General features: G+C 49.4%; 13 protein-coding genes. 8 read left to right on the top strand and 5 right to left on the bottom strand.

All coding sequences use genetic code 11. The features are described 5' to 3' along the window. Positions 1–9: 9 nt before the first annotated feature. Complete coding sequence (locus tag SPI9445_RS0104375) at positions 10–1,884, bottom strand: hypothetical protein (protein ID WP_017303509.1); 1,875 nt, start codon at positions 1,882–1,884, stop codon at positions 10–12. 100 nt (positions 1,885–1,984) lie between these two features. Here SPI9445_RS0104375 and SPI9445_RS0104370 point away from each other — a divergent pair, with 100 nt between their 5' ends. The 5 genes from SPI9445_RS0104370 to SPI9445_RS29105 all read left to right on the top strand — a co-directional run bounded on the left by SPI9445_RS0104370 (position 1,985) and on the right by SPI9445_RS29105 (position 7,762). Then, positions 1,985–3,316 carry an ATP-grasp domain-containing protein gene (locus SPI9445_RS0104370; protein ID WP_017303508.1) on the top strand — a complete coding sequence of 444 codons (1,332 nt, stop codon included), beginning with the start codon at positions 1,985–1,987 and terminating at the stop codon, positions 3,314–3,316. 33 nt (positions 3,317–3,349) lie between these two features. Continuing rightward, positions 3,350–4,231 (top strand): succinate--CoA ligase subunit alpha, encoded by an 882-nt coding sequence (locus tag SPI9445_RS0104365; protein WP_017303507.1) that lies wholly within the window; start codon positions 3,350–3,352, stop codon positions 4,229–4,231. A gap of 146 nt (positions 4,232–4,377) precedes the next feature. Beyond that, complete coding sequence (locus SPI9445_RS0104360; RefSeq protein WP_026079520.1) at positions 4,378–6,390, top strand: ribonuclease catalytic domain-containing protein; 2,013 nt, start codon at positions 4,378–4,380, stop codon at positions 6,388–6,390. Between the two features lie 84 nt (positions 6,391–6,474). Continuing rightward, positions 6,475–7,080 (top strand): AAA family ATPase, encoded by a 606-nt coding sequence (locus tag SPI9445_RS29110; protein ID WP_052646623.1) that lies wholly within the window; start codon positions 6,475–6,477, stop codon positions 7,078–7,080. Between the two features lie 46 nt (positions 7,081–7,126). Further along, positions 7,127–7,762 carry an AAA family ATPase gene (locus tag SPI9445_RS29105; RefSeq protein ID WP_164674464.1) on the top strand — a complete coding sequence of 212 codons (636 nt, stop codon included), beginning with the start codon at positions 7,127–7,129 and terminating at the stop codon, positions 7,760–7,762. A 290-nt stretch (positions 7,763–8,052) separates the two neighbouring features. Here the strand turns inward: SPI9445_RS29105 and SPI9445_RS24335 are convergent, their stop codons facing one another. After that, the gene (locus SPI9445_RS24335; RefSeq protein ID WP_017303505.1) at positions 8,053–9,207 is read right to left on the bottom strand and encodes an ABC transporter substrate-binding protein; all 1,155 of its coding nucleotides are present in this window, start codon (positions 9,205–9,207) and stop codon (positions 8,053–8,055) included. Between the two features lie 14 nt (positions 9,208–9,221). Further along, positions 9,222–9,863 carry an ATP phosphoribosyltransferase gene (gene hisG, locus SPI9445_RS0104345; RefSeq protein ID WP_026079519.1) on the bottom strand — a complete coding sequence of 214 codons (642 nt, stop codon included), beginning with the start codon at positions 9,861–9,863 and terminating at the stop codon, positions 9,222–9,224. Positions 9,864–9,911: 48 nt separating this feature from the next. On the opposite strand from hisG, the gene rppA reads away from it, so the two are divergent. Continuing rightward, positions 9,912–10,595 carry a two-component system response regulator RppA gene (gene rppA / locus SPI9445_RS0104340; RefSeq protein ID WP_017303503.1) on the top strand — a complete coding sequence of 228 codons (684 nt, stop codon included), beginning with the start codon at positions 9,912–9,914 and terminating at the stop codon, positions 10,593–10,595. Between the two features lie 270 nt (positions 10,596–10,865). On the opposite strand, the gene SPI9445_RS0104335 is transcribed toward rppA, so the two are convergent. Continuing rightward, the gene (locus tag SPI9445_RS0104335) at positions 10,866–12,065 is read right to left on the bottom strand and encodes an efflux RND transporter periplasmic adaptor subunit (RefSeq protein ID WP_017303502.1); all 1,200 of its coding nucleotides are present in this window, start codon (positions 12,063–12,065) and stop codon (positions 10,866–10,868) included. A gap of 114 nt (positions 12,066–12,179) precedes the next feature. On the opposite strand from SPI9445_RS0104335, the gene SPI9445_RS0104330 reads away from it, so the two are divergent. Next, a complete protein-coding gene (locus tag SPI9445_RS0104330; RefSeq protein ID WP_017303501.1) occupies positions 12,180–12,800 on the top strand; it encodes a TetR/AcrR family transcriptional regulator in 621 nt (206 codons plus the stop codon). Then, a complete protein-coding gene (locus tag SPI9445_RS0104325) occupies positions 12,797–13,675 on the top strand; it encodes an alpha/beta fold hydrolase (RefSeq protein ID WP_017303500.1) in 879 nt (292 codons plus the stop codon). The genes SPI9445_RS0104330 and SPI9445_RS0104325 overlap by 4 nt, the downstream gene beginning before the upstream one ends. A gap of 42 nt (positions 13,676–13,717) precedes the next feature. Here the strand turns inward: SPI9445_RS0104325 and SPI9445_RS0104320 are convergent, their stop codons facing one another. Next, entirely contained in the window at positions 13,718–15,076 is a 1,359-nt protein-coding gene (locus SPI9445_RS0104320; protein ID WP_017303499.1) for a (Fe-S)-binding protein, read from the bottom strand. Between the last annotated feature and the right edge of the window lie 203 nt (positions 15,077–15,279).

Genomic DNA, 15,279 nt, shown 5'->3' with positions numbered 1-15,279 from the left:
CTGGTCAGACTAAGGGTTAAACCGCTTGACTAAAACATTCTCAGAGGTATAAATTTCCAAGGGAATTCCCGCCTCGCTGCTAATTTGCTCTAGGGTTTGTTCTAGGGTAAAAATGTGATCTAATAAATCTACTTGAGCGGAAAAATTGTTGCTTTGTTGGGCAATTCTGGCGTTTTGTTGAATTTCTTCAATGTAGGTGGGAGTTAAACGCACCCGAATTAAACGATCGGTGACAGTATACACACAAATCAAATCCTCAGACTTACAAACTCGCTCCAAGTTTGCCCTCGCTTGACGAACTTGTAAGGATTCTCTTAACCGGGATTCGGCTTCGGTTAAAGCGTCGGTGTAGGTTTTTATCAAGGGTTGAGCTTTGGCGTAATTAAAGGAGTCGCTGGGGACTTGCTCAATGTAGTTCACCGCACTACGCCAGTGGCTGACGGCTTCTGACCATTGATTGCGTGTTTCGGCACTTTGGGCGAGTTGGGCAAGGCGCAGGGCTTGATTATAGGCATCGGTGGCGAATACTTCATTGCGTGCGCGTTCTCGGGCGGCGGAAAGTTTGGGCAGATAGACGCTTAACTGCTGTTGGGCTTCTTCGTAGGGGGTGGTGCCGGATTGTATGGCTTGTAAGCGTCGGACGGCGGTTTCCCAAGTGGCGGAGGCTAGTTGTAAGTCTTGTAGGGATTGGGCGATGCCTTGACGGGCTTCGGCGATTTTGGCGGCTTCTTGGGCGGCGGCGAAACTTTCGACGGCTTCCTGTTCTAGGCGCAGACGACGATTGACGACGTTGAGGTTCTGGCGGTACTCCTGTATTTTGTTCTGGGCGAAGTCATGAAAGGGACTGTTGGCGGGTAAACGGCCAAGTTGTGCGATCGCCTCTCGCCATTTGCTCTGGGCACTTTCCCAACGTGCTACAGGATGAGGGGGATTTTGACTTAAGTTCGCCCCCTGAGAAGCTAAACTGAGGGCGGCCACCAATTCAGATAATCGTTGGGAGGTAGTGTCATACTCCGCTAACAATCTCTGCGCCTGGTCATGTTTCCCAGACCAAGGGGGAATCGATGCCAATAAATCAAGAGCTTGATTGAGTTGCTGTTGAGCTTGTAGGATGGCTTGACCCGATGGGGGGGCTTCAAGGGTATTTAAGGCGCGCCCGGCCAGTTCTTCGGCCACATCCAGCGTTTCACAAGCCCGCAGGACACAAGGGCGACTCAAGACGTATAAACTGCCGAAAAACACCACAACACTTAAGGCAGCACCCGCAATAACTACCGCTAACCAGAATTTCTCCCCTCCTTTCGGGGCTTCTTCTGCCCCAAATTCCTCCATCATCTGATCGAGATCGAGGGAATCTAGATCAAGGTCTACGTCGGAGAAATCCCCCTCGGGAGTTAGGGGGGGGGAAGCCAAGGAAATCGTATCGGGATCGGAATATTGGGGCGGGGGGATTTCCTCTAGGTCACGACGGGGCGGGGGTGGAGGGGGGGCGGGGAAGGATTTGCGTTTTTTCTGTTGTTGGGCGGCCTGAATCCCTTCTGGGGTGGTGGCTTTCACTTGTTCGGCCACATCGTTGGGGGGCAGGGAATCCCGGAAGGTGTGGAAAGCATAGGGTTGGTTGCGTCCTTCGACTTCTAGGTACATTAAACCGCGAAAATGCTCCGGCAGCCCTTCTTCATCAAAAGCGGCTTCTAAGATGCGAAAAGCCCGACTGGGATGAGCCATGACCGGGGCGGGATGCTGAACCACCATTAACAACGTTTCCCGCTTGATGAAGCAATTCACCTGAAGGGGAGTCAATTCAGTCAGTTTGGCTTGTAGACGTTGCTGGAGGAGTCTCTCAAAGCTAGCCAAATCGACAGGTGGGGTCGATGTTTTGGTCATCACAACAACAATCGGTGTTTAATGGTACTAATGAGAGGGGAAAGGTGGATCGGGCAGTGAGCCAACTTGCCCCTAATGTATCACTTTTACATTAATCCTGATGGATTTACTCGAATACCAAGCGAAAGAATTATTCCGGGAGGTCGGCATTCCGGTTTTACCCTCCCAAACGATTGCCGATTCTCGGGCGATTAAACAGTTACAGATTCCCTATCCGGTGGTGCTGAAGTCCCAAGTCCGGGCAGGGGGACGGGGGAAGGCCGGGGGGGTTCGCTTTGTGGAGAATACCATTGATGCGATCGCCGCCGCCCAGATGATCTTGAATTTACCGATTGCCGGAGAATACCCCCAACTCCTGTTAGCGGAAGCCCGCTATGATGCGGAACAGGAGCTTTATTTAGCGGTTATTCTGGACTATCAACGCAAACGTCCAGTTCTGTTAGGTTCCGCCCAAGGGGGCGTAAATATTGATGTGCTGTTGGAACAAATGCAGCAGGTAGTCATTGAGGATGAGTTTTCCCCCTTCTATGCTCGCCGTTTAGTCCATCTAATGGGCGTACAGGGTCATCTCATCCCGGTGATTACTGATATTGTCTGCAAAATGTATGAGTTATTTGTCCGTCGTGATTTAAATGGCATTGAAATCAATCCCTTGGGGATTCGGGACTCTGGGGAAGTGATGGCCCTCGATGGCAAGGTGACGATGAATGATCACGCCTTAGCCCGTCATTGGGACTTAATGGCCGTTGTCGGGGCTGCCACCCCCTGGGGGACGACGGGGGAAGAGGTAGAGAAAAATGGGGGAGAAAATGGGGACAGTGAGGAGGGGTCAGAAGGGTTAGACTTTGAAGCGGCGGATCCCTTAGATTGGTACAATGGGGAGGGAAATATCGGAATTTTATGTAATGGTCGGGGACTGGCGGCCTTGACTTGGGATTTGTTGACCCAAGCGGGGGGAAAACCGCGTACAGGCTGTTTAGTGGGGGGAGAACATCAAGGTAAAATCTTGAAAACCTTGCCCCTAGAACAACAACTGAATCAGGGACTAGAACGATTAAGTCGCATGGAGGAAATTGAGGTGATTTTCCTCCATTTAGTCTGTGGTTTGGGTGGAGTAGAACGGGTGGCTGAGGCGATCGCCAATGTCCTCCAAGCCCCCGTCAATCCCCCCCAGCGCCTGATCATCAGCGAAGACCGTTTAGAGCGTCCCACCGCCAACACCTTACGCATTTTACGCCAAAACCAGCTAGAACAAACCAGCCGACCAACCCCGCCCAGTTGTTCTCGCCGTTCTGTTCCCTTGGTCATCCGTCTGTTAGGGGAACCCCCAGCAGCCGTTCAAGAAGCACTGTCTAGCTTATCGGTACACTGGACTCAGAGTTTAGAGGATGCCATTGAGCAAACCGTAGTATTGGCAGCCGTGGGAACTTAACAGGGGTGCAACCTTCTTGTTTTTTAAATCATTATGTTGAACTGGACTGGCAAAAGTAAAGTTGTGATTCAGGGGATTGTCGAACCATTAGGGGTGTATTGTGCCGGACAAATGACTGCCTACGGTACCCCCATCGTGGCCGGGATTAGTGCAGGCTATGGGGGAGAAAGCATTGAGGAGATTCCCGTGTTTGATTTGGTCGAAAGTGCGATCGCTCAAGTCGGAATGCCCCAACTCAGCATCATCGCCGTCCCCCCCTACTGGGTGCTTGATGCCGCCCTAGAAGCCATGTCCGCCGGGATTCGTCAATTAATCATCCTGCCCCACGGAGTCCCCCCCCTCGACATGATCCGCTTATTAGCCAAAGCCAAGGCAACAAATACCATTGTCCTAGGCGCAGGCAGTGCCGGAGTCATCATCCCCGGTAAACTGCTTTTAGGCAGTTGTGATCCTCAGTGTTACACCCCCGGAAACATTGGGGTCATTAGTCGCTGTGATTATGTCACCGACGCCATAATCTGGGAACTCACCCAAGCCGGACTCGGCCAGTCCATTGTCATTCACCTAGGGGGTGGGGATATTATCGGCTCAACATTCGAAGGCTGGCTTCCCACCTTAGAACAAGACAAAAACACCGAAATCATCCTCTGTTTAGAACAAACCCTTTGCGGCACCGAATCCATGGTCAGCATCCTCTCCTCCCCTCGGAAAAAGCCCCTAGTCGCTCATATTGCCGGGCAAAACGTCCCCATCCCCTTCAAATCCAAAGAATCCCCGACCTTGATTGCCTCTCGTCTCTCCCCATTAACCCCCCACGCCAGCACCGCCTTAGCGAAAAAAAACGCTTACCAGCAAGCGAAAATCCCCGTCGCCCAATCTCCCACCCAGTTAGTGGAGTATCTTCACAACCTTTGAAATTTAACAAAAATGTTGCGGAATTCCCCTTCCTCGCTTGCAGGGAGGGGAGGGATAGCAGCCTTGGAATAGGGGTATCTTTCCGATCTGGGTCTGGAAATGTTAAGTTAGTGGGTGGAGATAGTGACTGGAGCGAAGCAAAGCGGGTGGACAAAGGAACGCTGATTGAATTCAGACTACAAGGAGAGCGTCGGCTGGCTGTTGCAGATCGTCCAGAAGGAAAAAAGAATTGGATTGTGATTGATGAACGGGGTCAATCTCACTCCCTAAAACCCCAGCGTGTGGAGTATGAAGTGGGTGGAGGCTATACCCCCTCAGAAATTGCCCCTTTTCGAGCCGAAGTCGAAGATTATTTAGATCCCGATAGTTTAGAGGTGGCTTGGGAGTTACTGGTTGAAGAAGCCAGTCCCGTCAGTTCCGCCGATTTAGCACAATTGTTATTTGATGAACAGAATCCCGTCGTCTGTTATGCCGCTCATCTGTTGCTCTCGGACGATAAGATTTACTTTAAGAAAAAAGCAGACGTTTATGAACCCCGCTCCGCCGCACAAGTCGCTGAGATTAAACACCAGCAAACCGTTGAAGAACAACGATTACGGGAACGGGAGGAATTTCTCCAACGAGTGCAAGAAGCCTTAGCCGGAAACGAGGTCATCTGGCAAGATAGCGATCGCCTCCGTTTAGAAGCCCTCGAAAAATGCGCCCTGCAACCGGAAAATTCCCATCGTCTCGCTCAAGAAATTCTCGCCGCCCTCAATCGCCCCCAAAATCCGGACGCAGCTTTTCAATTACTGGTAGACTTAAAACGATGGTCGATTCATGAAAACTTGTTTCTCCGTCGTAGTTCGTATCCTGTCCAATTCCCGCAAAAGGTACTTGATGTGTCACAACAGCGCTTGGAATCTATCTCCTGCGATCCGGATCCCAACCGTCTGGATTTAACGCGCTTCAAAGTTTACACCATTGATGATGAAAGCACAGAAGAAATAGACGATGGGTTAAGTGTCGAACCTGTAGAGGATGGCAGATTGAGGCTTTGGATTCATATTGCCGATCCCAGTCGTTTGGTCCGCTTAGGAGATGAATTGGATCTTGAAGCGCGACGACGAAGTACCAGTTTATACCTCCCAACGGGCATGATTCCCATGTTTCCCAAGGAGTTAGCCACCGGACCGATGAGCTTAATTCAAGGTCAAGTCTGTGCTGCCTTGAGTTTTGGCGTAATTCTAGATGAAATCGGCAAAGTCGAAGACTATACCATCCATGCTAGTTGGATCAAACCCACCTATCGCCTCACCTACGATGATGTGGATGAAATGTTAGAGTTAGGAGTGCAAGCCGAACCGGAAATTGCTCACCTAGCCGAAGCGGCCGCTTTACGTTCAAGTTGGCGTAAATCTCAAGGCTCCATTGACATTCGGATGCCAGAATCGTCTATTAAGGTGAAGAACGAGGAAGAAATTGCCATCACCTTACTCGATGACTCCCGCTCTCGCCAATTGGTGGCGGAGATGATGATTTTAGCCGGAGAAGTGGCCGGACGCTATGCCCAACAACATGGCATTCCCATGCCCTTCCGAGGACAGCCCCAGCCCGAATTACCCCCAGAAGAGGAATTACTTTCCCTGCCTCCGGGACCCGTGCGCTTTTGTGCCATGCGGCGTTGTATGCCCCGCAGTGAAATGGGGATTACGCCCGCCCGTCATGCCGGGTTAGGTTTAGATTTATATACTCAGGTCACGTCGCCCATTCGCCGCTATACGGACTTACTGGCGCATTTCCAAATTAAAGCCCATTTACGGGGGGAGTCTTTGCCCTTAACGGGAGTCGAGTTACAGGCAATTGTATTTAGTGTAACGGCAGCGTCCCAAGAGGCGACCTTAGTAGAACGCCAAACTAATCGTTACTGGGGGCTAGAGTATTTACGCCGCAATCCCCAAGAAATTTGGCAGGTCTTGGTTTTGCGTTGGTTACGGGAGGATGAGAATTTAGGGCTGATTTTGTTGGAAGATTTAGGCTTAGAGTTACCCCATCGATTCAATCGGGCGGTACGTTTAGGGGATCGTCTGGAGGTTCAGGTGAGTACCGCCGATCCCCGTCAAGATGTGATCCGTTTCCGGGAGTTGGCTAATTCTCAAGCAGAAGCGGCGGCTATTTGACGCTCATCCCGCTATACGCGGAGCGTATAGCGGGAGATTCTCTTATTTGATCAACTAAGCTTACATTTAATTTTTGTCCAAAACATGACGGATGAAAAACTCATAATTAAAAATTTTGCAGGATTAAAATACATAGATATTGAGATTAAAAAAATCAATATTTTTATTGGTCCACAAGCCAGTGGAAAAAGTATTATTGCGAAAATATTATTTTATTGTAAAGCTTTTATTGAGGAGTTTTTCTCTCAAGGAATTAAGCTGAAAACAAAACGAGAATTAGATAGAGAATTAAAAAATAAGTTTCAACAGTATTTTCCCTATGATTGTTGGGGTAAGGGTGGCTTTTTTATCAAGTATTCAATAGGAGCAGAATATATAGAGATAAAAACGGATGAGAACAGTTCAAGAAAATCTAATCTAATTATTAATTACTCTGATTTTTACAAAAAAAGTTTTGACAAAATCAGAAGAATATCAAAACGAATAAAAGAAACGATTAATCAACAGGAAACTCCAACCAAAATATTTTCCCGACTAGACTTAATGATTGAATCCCATAAATCATTTTTGGATGAAGTGTCTGAACAATTTGGCAAAGAAACTTCATTCTCTCAGTTGTTTATTCCTGCCGGAAGATCATTTTTTGCACATTTGCAAAACAATATTTTTACTTTTCTGTCAGAAAAGTAAAAATATTGATCCGTTTTTAGTGGACTTTGGGGATTATTATGATACGGTGAAAAATTCTGTTAGAATGAATAGAATTAAACCTGAAAGCAATGCTTTTTTTGCTGATGTAGAATCGCTTAAAAGTAAGATATTGTTAGGAAAATATTTGAGTTTTGATGGTAAAGATTATTTGAAAATGAGTGATGGTCGTCAAGTTCTATTGTCTAACTGTTCTTCTGGACAACAAGAAGCTTTACCATTGACGCTGATTTTAGAAAGTATTCCCTTTTTTGGTCGTGGTTTAACAGGTCAGTCCACTTATATTGAAGAACCAGAAGCACATTTATTCCCAACTGCCCAGAAAGACATAGTTGATTTAATAGCAACAGTTTATAATTTTAGAAAAGACAGAATACAATTTTTTATAACCACACATAGTCCTTATATTCTGACTGCATTTAATAATTTACTACAAGCAGGGATGTTAGCTAAAGCTGCCCAGAAGGAGCAGTTAAAACGAATCACAAAAATTGTGCCTGAGTCTCGTTTCTTAAATCCTGATGAAATGGCTGTCTATAGTTTATCCAATGGGACTTGTAATAATATAATTTCTTCAGAAACAGGACTAATTGAGGCTGAAGTTATTGATTCTGTGTCTCAGGATTTAGCTATTCAATTTGACAATTTGCTGGAGATAGAATAGTTTATGGAATTTCCAGAATGTACGGAAGAGAACAATAATCCTTAAAATCTCGTGAAATCTATTGCATCATTTCTTGTACAAAATGCCCCTTAAGTTCTACAGATGTGCAAAATGCAAAACGAAGGTTCAAGGATAACTATAGGGCGAAGTTAACCATTTATTCAGGTAAAACGCACTATCAAGTTTAGATAGGGCTTGCTGAATAACTCTGCTCCGGGTGGGAAACAGGGAATAGGGAATAAGTCTTAATTTCTCGTCTCCCCTGCTCGTTGATGCACTGTGGCAGGACATCAGGGCATAACCTGCCGATCAAATACCGCGTTCCCGGCTTCTAAGCGCAAGATAACCGCCCCTTTTTGGGGATCTCCACTGTCTTGATAAGAAATTAATCCTGTCACCCCCGGATAGTCGCGCATGGTGCTTAACCCCTCGCGGATGCCTTGGGGGGTGCTGTCGTTGGCTTGGCGCATGGCGGCGGCGATTAAACCGATGGTGTCGTAACTGAGGGCGGCGGCGGAGGTGGGGAGGGTGTCGTAGGTGGCTTGATAGCGGGCGAGAAAGTCGGGCATTTGGGGATTATCGAGGTCTAAAGCCCAGTCTGCGCTGTAGTAAGAGCCATCTAGGGCCGGTTCGTCGTATTGGGCGAAACCGGACCAAGCATCCCCCCCCAGTAAGATGGCATCTATGCCCAGTTGGCGGATTTGTCGGGCTTGTTCGATGACTTCGACGGGATAGTTGGGGAGAAAGATTAATTCTGCCCCACTGTCGCGGATGCGGGTGAGTTGGGGTTCAAAGTTGGTTTCGTTGGTGATGTAGGACTCTAGGGCGACGATTTGGCCGCCTCGTTGGGTAAAAGCTTGTTGGAAGGTTTCGGCGAGGAATTTGTTGTAGTTGCTGGCATCGTCGTAAAGGATGGCGGCCTGGGTAAGGTTCAGTTCATTTTTGGCAAATTCTGCGATCGCCTCTCCCTGAAAAGTGTCGGTAAAGGTGACGCGGAATACATAGTCTTTATCCTGTGTGGTGGCGGGATTGGTGGACTTAGAACTAATCATGGGAATTTGAGCATTTTCCGCCACCTGGGAGACGGGAATCGCAATCCGACTCAGGGGCATTCCCACTAAGACCACTACTTGTTCTTGATTAATCAAGCGATTGGCTACGGCGACGGCTTGGTTGGGGTTATCTTCATCATCGGCGGGAACGAGGGTGAAGGTATAGCGACGGCCGTCTAGTTCGACTCCTCCGGCTTCATTGAGGACGTTTACAGCTAGTTCTGCCCCCTGAAGGGTGGGGGTGCCGGAGGTGGGGGCTAAATCGCCACTGAGGGGCGCAATCAGGCCAATGGGCAGGTTGGTAGGGGGGGAACTACAAGCGAGGAGACTGGCGATCACACCGCTCACCATCCAGAGTAAAAACCGTTTCCCACGACTCCAACGTTGCCACATACACGCCTCATTTCTTAATTAGATAGTGCATACTCTCGTAACTTTTGCACCCATTCCCCCAATCCCTCCGGATTGAGACGATAACTTAAAGGATGGGCGATGAGATAAGCCGTACTTTCAAACAGCACATCGATTTCCACTAAACCATTTTCCTTTAAGGTGCGCCCCGTTGAAACTAAATCCACAATGGCCTCAGACATCCCCGTAATCGGCCCCAACTCCACAGAACCGTAGAGGGGGATAATTTCCACAGGTAAATCTAACTTACGGAAATAATTGCGCGCACATTGGACAAACTTAGAGGCAACGCGACCATGAGGGGGGAGTTCTACGGAACGCCGATAGGGACTCTCTTGAGGTACGGCCACCGATAAGCGACACCCTCCAAATTTTAAGTCCGCTAACTGTGCCACTTGGGGGCTTTTTTCCTCCAACACATCATAGCCCACAATCCCTAACTGAGCTTGACCATACTCTACATAGACCGGAACATCCTGCGCCCTCACTAACATCGCCGTTGCTCTCTGGGTAGGTTCTGTAATCTGGAGTTGACGGTTGCTAGAGTCGAGAAAAGCCCGAAAATCCAGACCAATCTGGAGAAACAAATCAATGCTATCTTGCAAAAGAGCGCCTTTGGGTAGGGCAATCGTAATCATAATTAAGAAAGAACAGGTGAACCAACCCCCTTGCTCAATTAATCCGCCATGCAAATCTTATTAGTTGATGACGAAATAGAATTCACAGACTCCTTGAGTCAAGTTCTCTGCCGTGAGGGTTATACAGTAGATATCGCTCATGATGGTATCACAGGGATGGAACTGGCTCAGAAAACGGCCTATGATTTGCTGATTTTGGACTGGATGATGCCTCAGTCCTCGGGGTTAGTCCTCTGTCAAAAATTGCGAAGTTTGGGGCAAATCGCGCCGATTTTGTTCTTAACGGCGAAGGATACGTTAGATGATCGGGTTTTGGGCTTAGATGCGGGGGCGGACGATTATTTAGTCAAGCCTTTTGAGTTGCGGGAGTTGTTGGCGCGGGTGCGGGCGTTGTTAAGGCGATCGCCCAATAGTGTAGAATCAGCCCCTAGCACCCCCCGTTTACAAGTGGGTGACTTAGAATTTGACCGTGAAAATCAACTGGCTTATCGTCAACACCGCACCATAGAACTTTCTGAGAAAGAAGCCCAGTTATTAGAATATTTCATGGAGAACCCTAACCAACTCCTCACCCACAATCAAATTCAGCAACACCTCTGGGGTGAAAGTGAACCCCCCAGTAGTAATGTTTTAGCCGCCCTCGTGCGTTTATTGCGGCGCAAAATTGAACATTCTAAAGAAAGTCCCCTTATTCACACGGTTTACGGCAAAGGTTATCGTTTCGGAGATTGACGCTCCCATCGCTAAAAGCGAGGGATTCCCGGTTCATCCAGTTACCTTATCTAGGAGGCTTTCACCTAATAGACAGTGGGTAGTCTGTCCGTTCGTGAAACGTTGCGTAGCAAGGGCTTGAATTTCTGTCCGCCGGACAGTATTCGCTTTGTAAGGAAGCCGTCGTCTATTTTCGGCATTACAAAAGTTGAATGATCGCTATTTTGTTTTGAGAATTAGAAACAATGTTCTGCTTTAAAGTATATTAAACAATATCTAATTATAAATCTGCTAGTCTGAAATTGGGAACACAGATAACTGAACCTCAACCTGTAAATTGGTGAAACGGCTGGCTTGCTGACTGGCGGAATCGTCTAGACGAATGGTGACTTCTACTACCCGAGCGTCAATGTTACTGCTGGGGTCGGTGTTGACTACGTTTTGAGCTTGGACTTTTGCCCCCATTTGGGTCACGCTTCCGCTAAGACTTTCTGGTAAGGCTGGGCTGGTAATGGTGGCTTTTTGCCCCAGGCGGACGGCCTGAATGTCGCTTTGATAGACCTCTGCAATGGCGACCATTTGGGCGGTTTGCCCCAGTTCAATAATGCCTTCGGGTGCCACGACTTCCCCGGCGTGGGTGTAAATGTCTAATACTACGCCCCCCCGAGGCGATCGCACATAAATCTGATCTAAGTTGGCTTGGGCTTGCTGCACAAGGGCTTGAGCGCGTTGGATTTGGGCCTGGGCGAGTTGAACATCTACGGTGCGCACCTCGGCCAGTTGGGCGAGGGTGGCTCTGGCTCGTTCTAGTTCCGGGGCTTGGGTGGTTTGCAGGCGAGACAGTTCAGCCCGGGCGGTTTCGAGGCGACGCTGGGCGGTGTCTCGGGCGAGTTGTTTCCGTTCTTGGTCTATGGCGGCAATCGCCCCGTCTGCATACAAGGATTGATAACGGCTCCATTCGGCCTCGGCGTTGTCTAACTCGGCCTGTCGTTCGGCAACAATGGCTTGCTGGGCGGTCATTTGGGCTTGCCGTTCGGCTGTGATACGCTCAATTTCGGCCTGTTGGGCGGTGAGGGTTCCTACTTTCGCCCCGGCCTGAATTTGGGCGAGTTGGGCCTGGGCAATCTTGACCTCGCTTTGGGCTTGTTCTATGGCCGCTTCTAAGCGCTCTCGGCCATCTAATACCGCAATAATTTGTCCGGGGGCGATGGAGTCCCCTAAACTGACCCGCAACTCGGCCACACGCCGTTCTTGGCTGGCGGTGGGGGCATGAATTTGAATGGCCGAGCCTTCCGGTTCTAAGCGTCCCAAGGCGGTCACGGTGGCTCGTTCTACTGTCGGCACGGGGAGGGCCCTACTCTCTTGGGTTTGCCAAGGGTGTCGCCAATACAGCACCCCACCCCCTAGGAGGAGCAAGAGCGCCGCGAACAAGCCGTATTGCCAAGGTAGGCCTTGAGGTGAGGGCAGGGGGGGAAGGGTTAGGGATTTCATGGGGGAATCTCCAAGGAAAGGGAAACCCAAACGACTAAACTAAACCGTTTAGTTCTTACTTTTAAACTAAACGGTTTAGTATAGAATTGTCAAGTTGTTTAGGAGTATTTCCCCATGACGGCTGCTTTCTCCTGCTCAAGTGATAAACGGGATGCGATTTTAGAGGGTGCGATCGCGGAATTTCTCAAACAAGGCTATGCGGCGGCTAGTATGGATCGGATTGCCAGCACGGCCGGAGTGTCCAAAGCCACGATCTACAGCCATTTTCAAAGCAAAGACCGCCTTTTTATTGCCATAGTGGATCGATTAGTGTTGAGCAAATTTGCCGACCTTTTAGCCCCGGAACAAGTCGCCCAACATTTGAACGATCCCCCAGAACAACTGCTGCGTCATCTAGCCAGCACCATGTTACAAGTTCCCCGCCAAGACCCCGAGTATGTAGGGTTTCTGCGCATTGTGATCGCCGAATCGGAACGCTTTCCCGACCTCGCTCAAACCTTCTTACGGGAATTACCCGCCATTGCCTTAGAATCCCTCAGCCACTACTTCACCCACTGTCCCCATTTGGCTCTCCCAGACCCCGAAGCAACGGCCCGGATTTTTCTCGGTGCGATCGCCCACTACATCATCACCCAGTACGTCCTCTATGGGGCCGACATCCTCCCCTTGACCGAAACCCGGCTAATTGATACGCTCATTGCCATGATCACCGCATCGGGGGCAAAACCATCATGACCACCACCCAATTCTACACTTGGCAATCCTACCCCTGCGCCTACGATTGCCACCACCCCCCCGCCGACTCCCCTCTAGGAACTCCCCTCCTGCTCATCCACCCCATCGGTGTCGGACTCTCTCGCCAGTTTTGGCAACGCTTCCTCAAGACTTGGTATCAACAAGGCCACCGCCAAAAAATATATAACCCCGACCTCCTCGGCTGTGGGGAAAGTGCCATGCCTCGCCTCGCCTACCATCCCGATGACTGGGCAGCACAGTTAGAGTATTTTGTCAAGACCATTATTCAAGAACCCGTGATCATCGTCGCCCAAGGTGCCCTAGCCCCCGTTGCCCTCGCTTGTGTGGCGCGCTTTCCCGACCTGATCCGGGGGATGGTCTGGTCGGGTCCCCCCGCTTGGCGCTTAATCACCACCCCCACCCAATCCCGTCAGCAGAAAATCGCCTGGAATCTGTTTGATACACCCTTGGGAGTGGCTTTTTACCGTTATGCTCGCCGAGAGGCCTTTTTACGCTCCTTTTCTCAACGGCAACTCTTCGCCCAAGAGAGTGATATTGATGGGGAATGGTTAGAGCAACTCCATCAAGGGTCACGGAATCTCAATAGTCGTCATGCCGTGTTCTCCTTCCTGTCTGGGTTTTGGCGGCAGGATTACGGAAAGGCGATCGCCTCTATTCCCTGTCCCACCCTTGTATTATTTGGGGAAGGAGCATCCAGCGTCACCCGAGGCTACGTGGAGAGCGCCGACCAACGCCTTGGGGCCTACTTAGACCACCTCCCCCAAGGCGAAGGTCGCAAAATCCCCGGTCGAAACGTTCTCCCCTATGAATCAACCGCCGTTTTTGTCGAGGTCGTAGGTGAGTTTATCTCATGACAAGTCAACCTCGCTCTTAGTGCCAAGTGCTAGAATTTTCCCCTAGACCTCCAGTTTTATCCCCCTTGTCGCTAAATCTAACAACTGCATAGGATGAAACACTGGAATGTTATGGCCTTTTAACTCCAAATGTTTGAGAATTTGTAACGAACAACCGGGATTAGAAGAGGCAATTAATTCCGCCCCCGTATTCACTAAATTCTCCACCTTTTGCTGTCCCAACTCATCCCCGACTTCGGGCTGCAAAATGTTATAAACCCCCGCACTCCCACAACAGAGCGCCGCGTCTAAGGGTTCGCTTAGTTTAACCTGGGGGATTTTTTGCAATAATTGACGGGGTTGTAGACTAATTTTCTGCCCATGTAATAGATGGCAAGCGTCTTGATAAACCATCACTAATTCTCGGTCAGTTAAGGGAGAAAGAGGAGCAGTTAACCCCACTTCCGCTAAAAATTCATTCACATCTTTAACTTGCGCTGAAAAAGCTTTGGCCTTGTCTCGATAGTCGGGGTCGTCTTTTAAAATATGGCCGTATTCTTTCAACGTATGGCCACAGCCTGCCGCATTAATAATAATGGCATCAACCCCGGTTTCTGCGAAGCTATCAATCATTTGTCGGGCGAGGGCTTGGGCTTGTTCTTCTTGGCCTTGGTGGGCCGGTAAGGCCGCACAACAGCCTTGAGTTTTGGGGATGACTACCTCACAGCCATTGGCTGTTAAAACCCTTACTGTGGCCTCATTCACGGGGGAGAAAAAGAGCCGTTGTACACAGCCTAAAACCATCCCCACACGATAGCGTTTTTCCCCTTGGGCGGGAATCGTATCCGGTAGGTTATTGCCCCAGATATTTTGTAGGGTAATTTGGGGGAGAATGGATTCCATTGCCGCCCATCGGGGGAGGATTTTTTTCAGGAGTCCTGTGCGACGGATGAGTTTTTGTAATCCGAGGGACTGATAAAGCCACAGGAAGAGGAGTAAAGGGCGTAAACGGTTGGGATAGGGGAATAGATTAAAGATAACACGGCGAAAAATGCGATCGCCCCAACCCCGGGGAACATTGCGCTCCACTTGGGGACGAGTCGCCCGAATCAGTTCATCATACTTCACCCCCGAGGGACAAGTGCTGACACAAGCCAAACAACCTAGACAACTGTCAAAATGCTGACTCGTGACAGAACTCAAAGCCGCTTCCCCCTCATTAATCGCATCCATTAGGTAGATACGACCTCGGGGGGAGTCGGTTTCTGTGCCGAGGACGCGATAACTCGGACAGGTGGAGAGGCAAAAGCCACAATGAACGCAACTATCAATCAAGTCAGATTTCGGAGCGTCTTTGGGGTCAAATCCTTGGACAGGTGGGGTTTCCAACGGGGTTTTTAAAAATGTTTCTGAACTGGGCATTCTTCAGAGTTAATAAAGGCTTTGTTGGCCAATCATAGCAAATTCTCCGGGAGCTAACTTCTAGCGCAAGGGAGATCATTTTTCTTCAACCCGACTGTAAGTTGGGTGCAGCGACCGCGAAACCCAACCAAACAGGAATCAGACTATTTGTAGGTTAGGTTCAGCAACAGCAAAACCCCATCAAACAGTTATTCCTTCTAACC

Origin of the sequence: Spirulina subsalsa PCC 9445 (assembly GCF_000314005.1) — a bacterium.
Classification (GTDB): Bacteria; Cyanobacteriota; Cyanobacteriia; order Cyanobacteriales; family Spirulinaceae; genus Spirulina_A; species Spirulina_A subsalsa.
The sequence above is the reverse complement of the archived record's forward strand: the minus strand, read 5'-3'. Positions and strand labels throughout refer to the sequence as shown.

What these genes read in the sequence shown, in the direction of transcription:
- SPI9445_RS0104375 (WP_017303509.1), bottom strand. Translation starts at nt 1,884, where the DNA reads ATGACCAAAACATCGACCCCACCTGTCGATTTGGCTAGCTTTGAGAGA.
- SPI9445_RS0104370 (WP_017303508.1), top strand. Translation starts at nt 1,985, where the DNA reads ATGGATTTACTCGAATACCAAGCGAAAGAATTATTCCGGGAGGTCGGC.
- SPI9445_RS0104365 (WP_017303507.1), top strand. Translation starts at nt 3,350, where the DNA reads ATGTTGAACTGGACTGGCAAAAGTAAAGTTGTGATTCAGGGGATTGTC.
- SPI9445_RS29110 (WP_052646623.1), top strand. Translation starts at nt 6,475, where the DNA reads ATGACGGATGAAAAACTCATAATTAAAAATTTTGCAGGATTAAAATAC.
- SPI9445_RS24335 (WP_017303505.1), bottom strand. Translation starts at nt 9,207, where the DNA reads ATGTGGCAACGTTGGAGTCGTGGGAAACGGTTTTTACTCTGGATGGTG.
- hisG (WP_026079519.1), bottom strand. Translation starts at nt 9,863, where the DNA reads ATGATTACGATTGCCCTACCCAAAGGCGCTCTTTTGCAAGATAGCATT.
- rppA (WP_017303503.1), top strand. Translation starts at nt 9,912, where the DNA reads ATGCAAATCTTATTAGTTGATGACGAAATAGAATTCACAGACTCCTTG.
- SPI9445_RS0104335 (WP_017303502.1), bottom strand. Translation starts at nt 12,065, where the DNA reads ATGAAATCCCTAACCCTTCCCCCCCTGCCCTCACCTCAAGGCCTACCT.
- SPI9445_RS0104330 (WP_017303501.1), top strand. Translation starts at nt 12,180, where the DNA reads ATGACGGCTGCTTTCTCCTGCTCAAGTGATAAACGGGATGCGATTTTA.
- SPI9445_RS0104325 (WP_017303500.1), top strand. Translation starts at nt 12,797, where the DNA reads ATGACCACCACCCAATTCTACACTTGGCAATCCTACCCCTGCGCCTAC.
- SPI9445_RS0104320 (WP_017303499.1), bottom strand. Translation starts at nt 15,076, where the DNA reads ATGCCCAGTTCAGAAACATTTTTAAAAACCCCGTTGGAAACCCCACCT.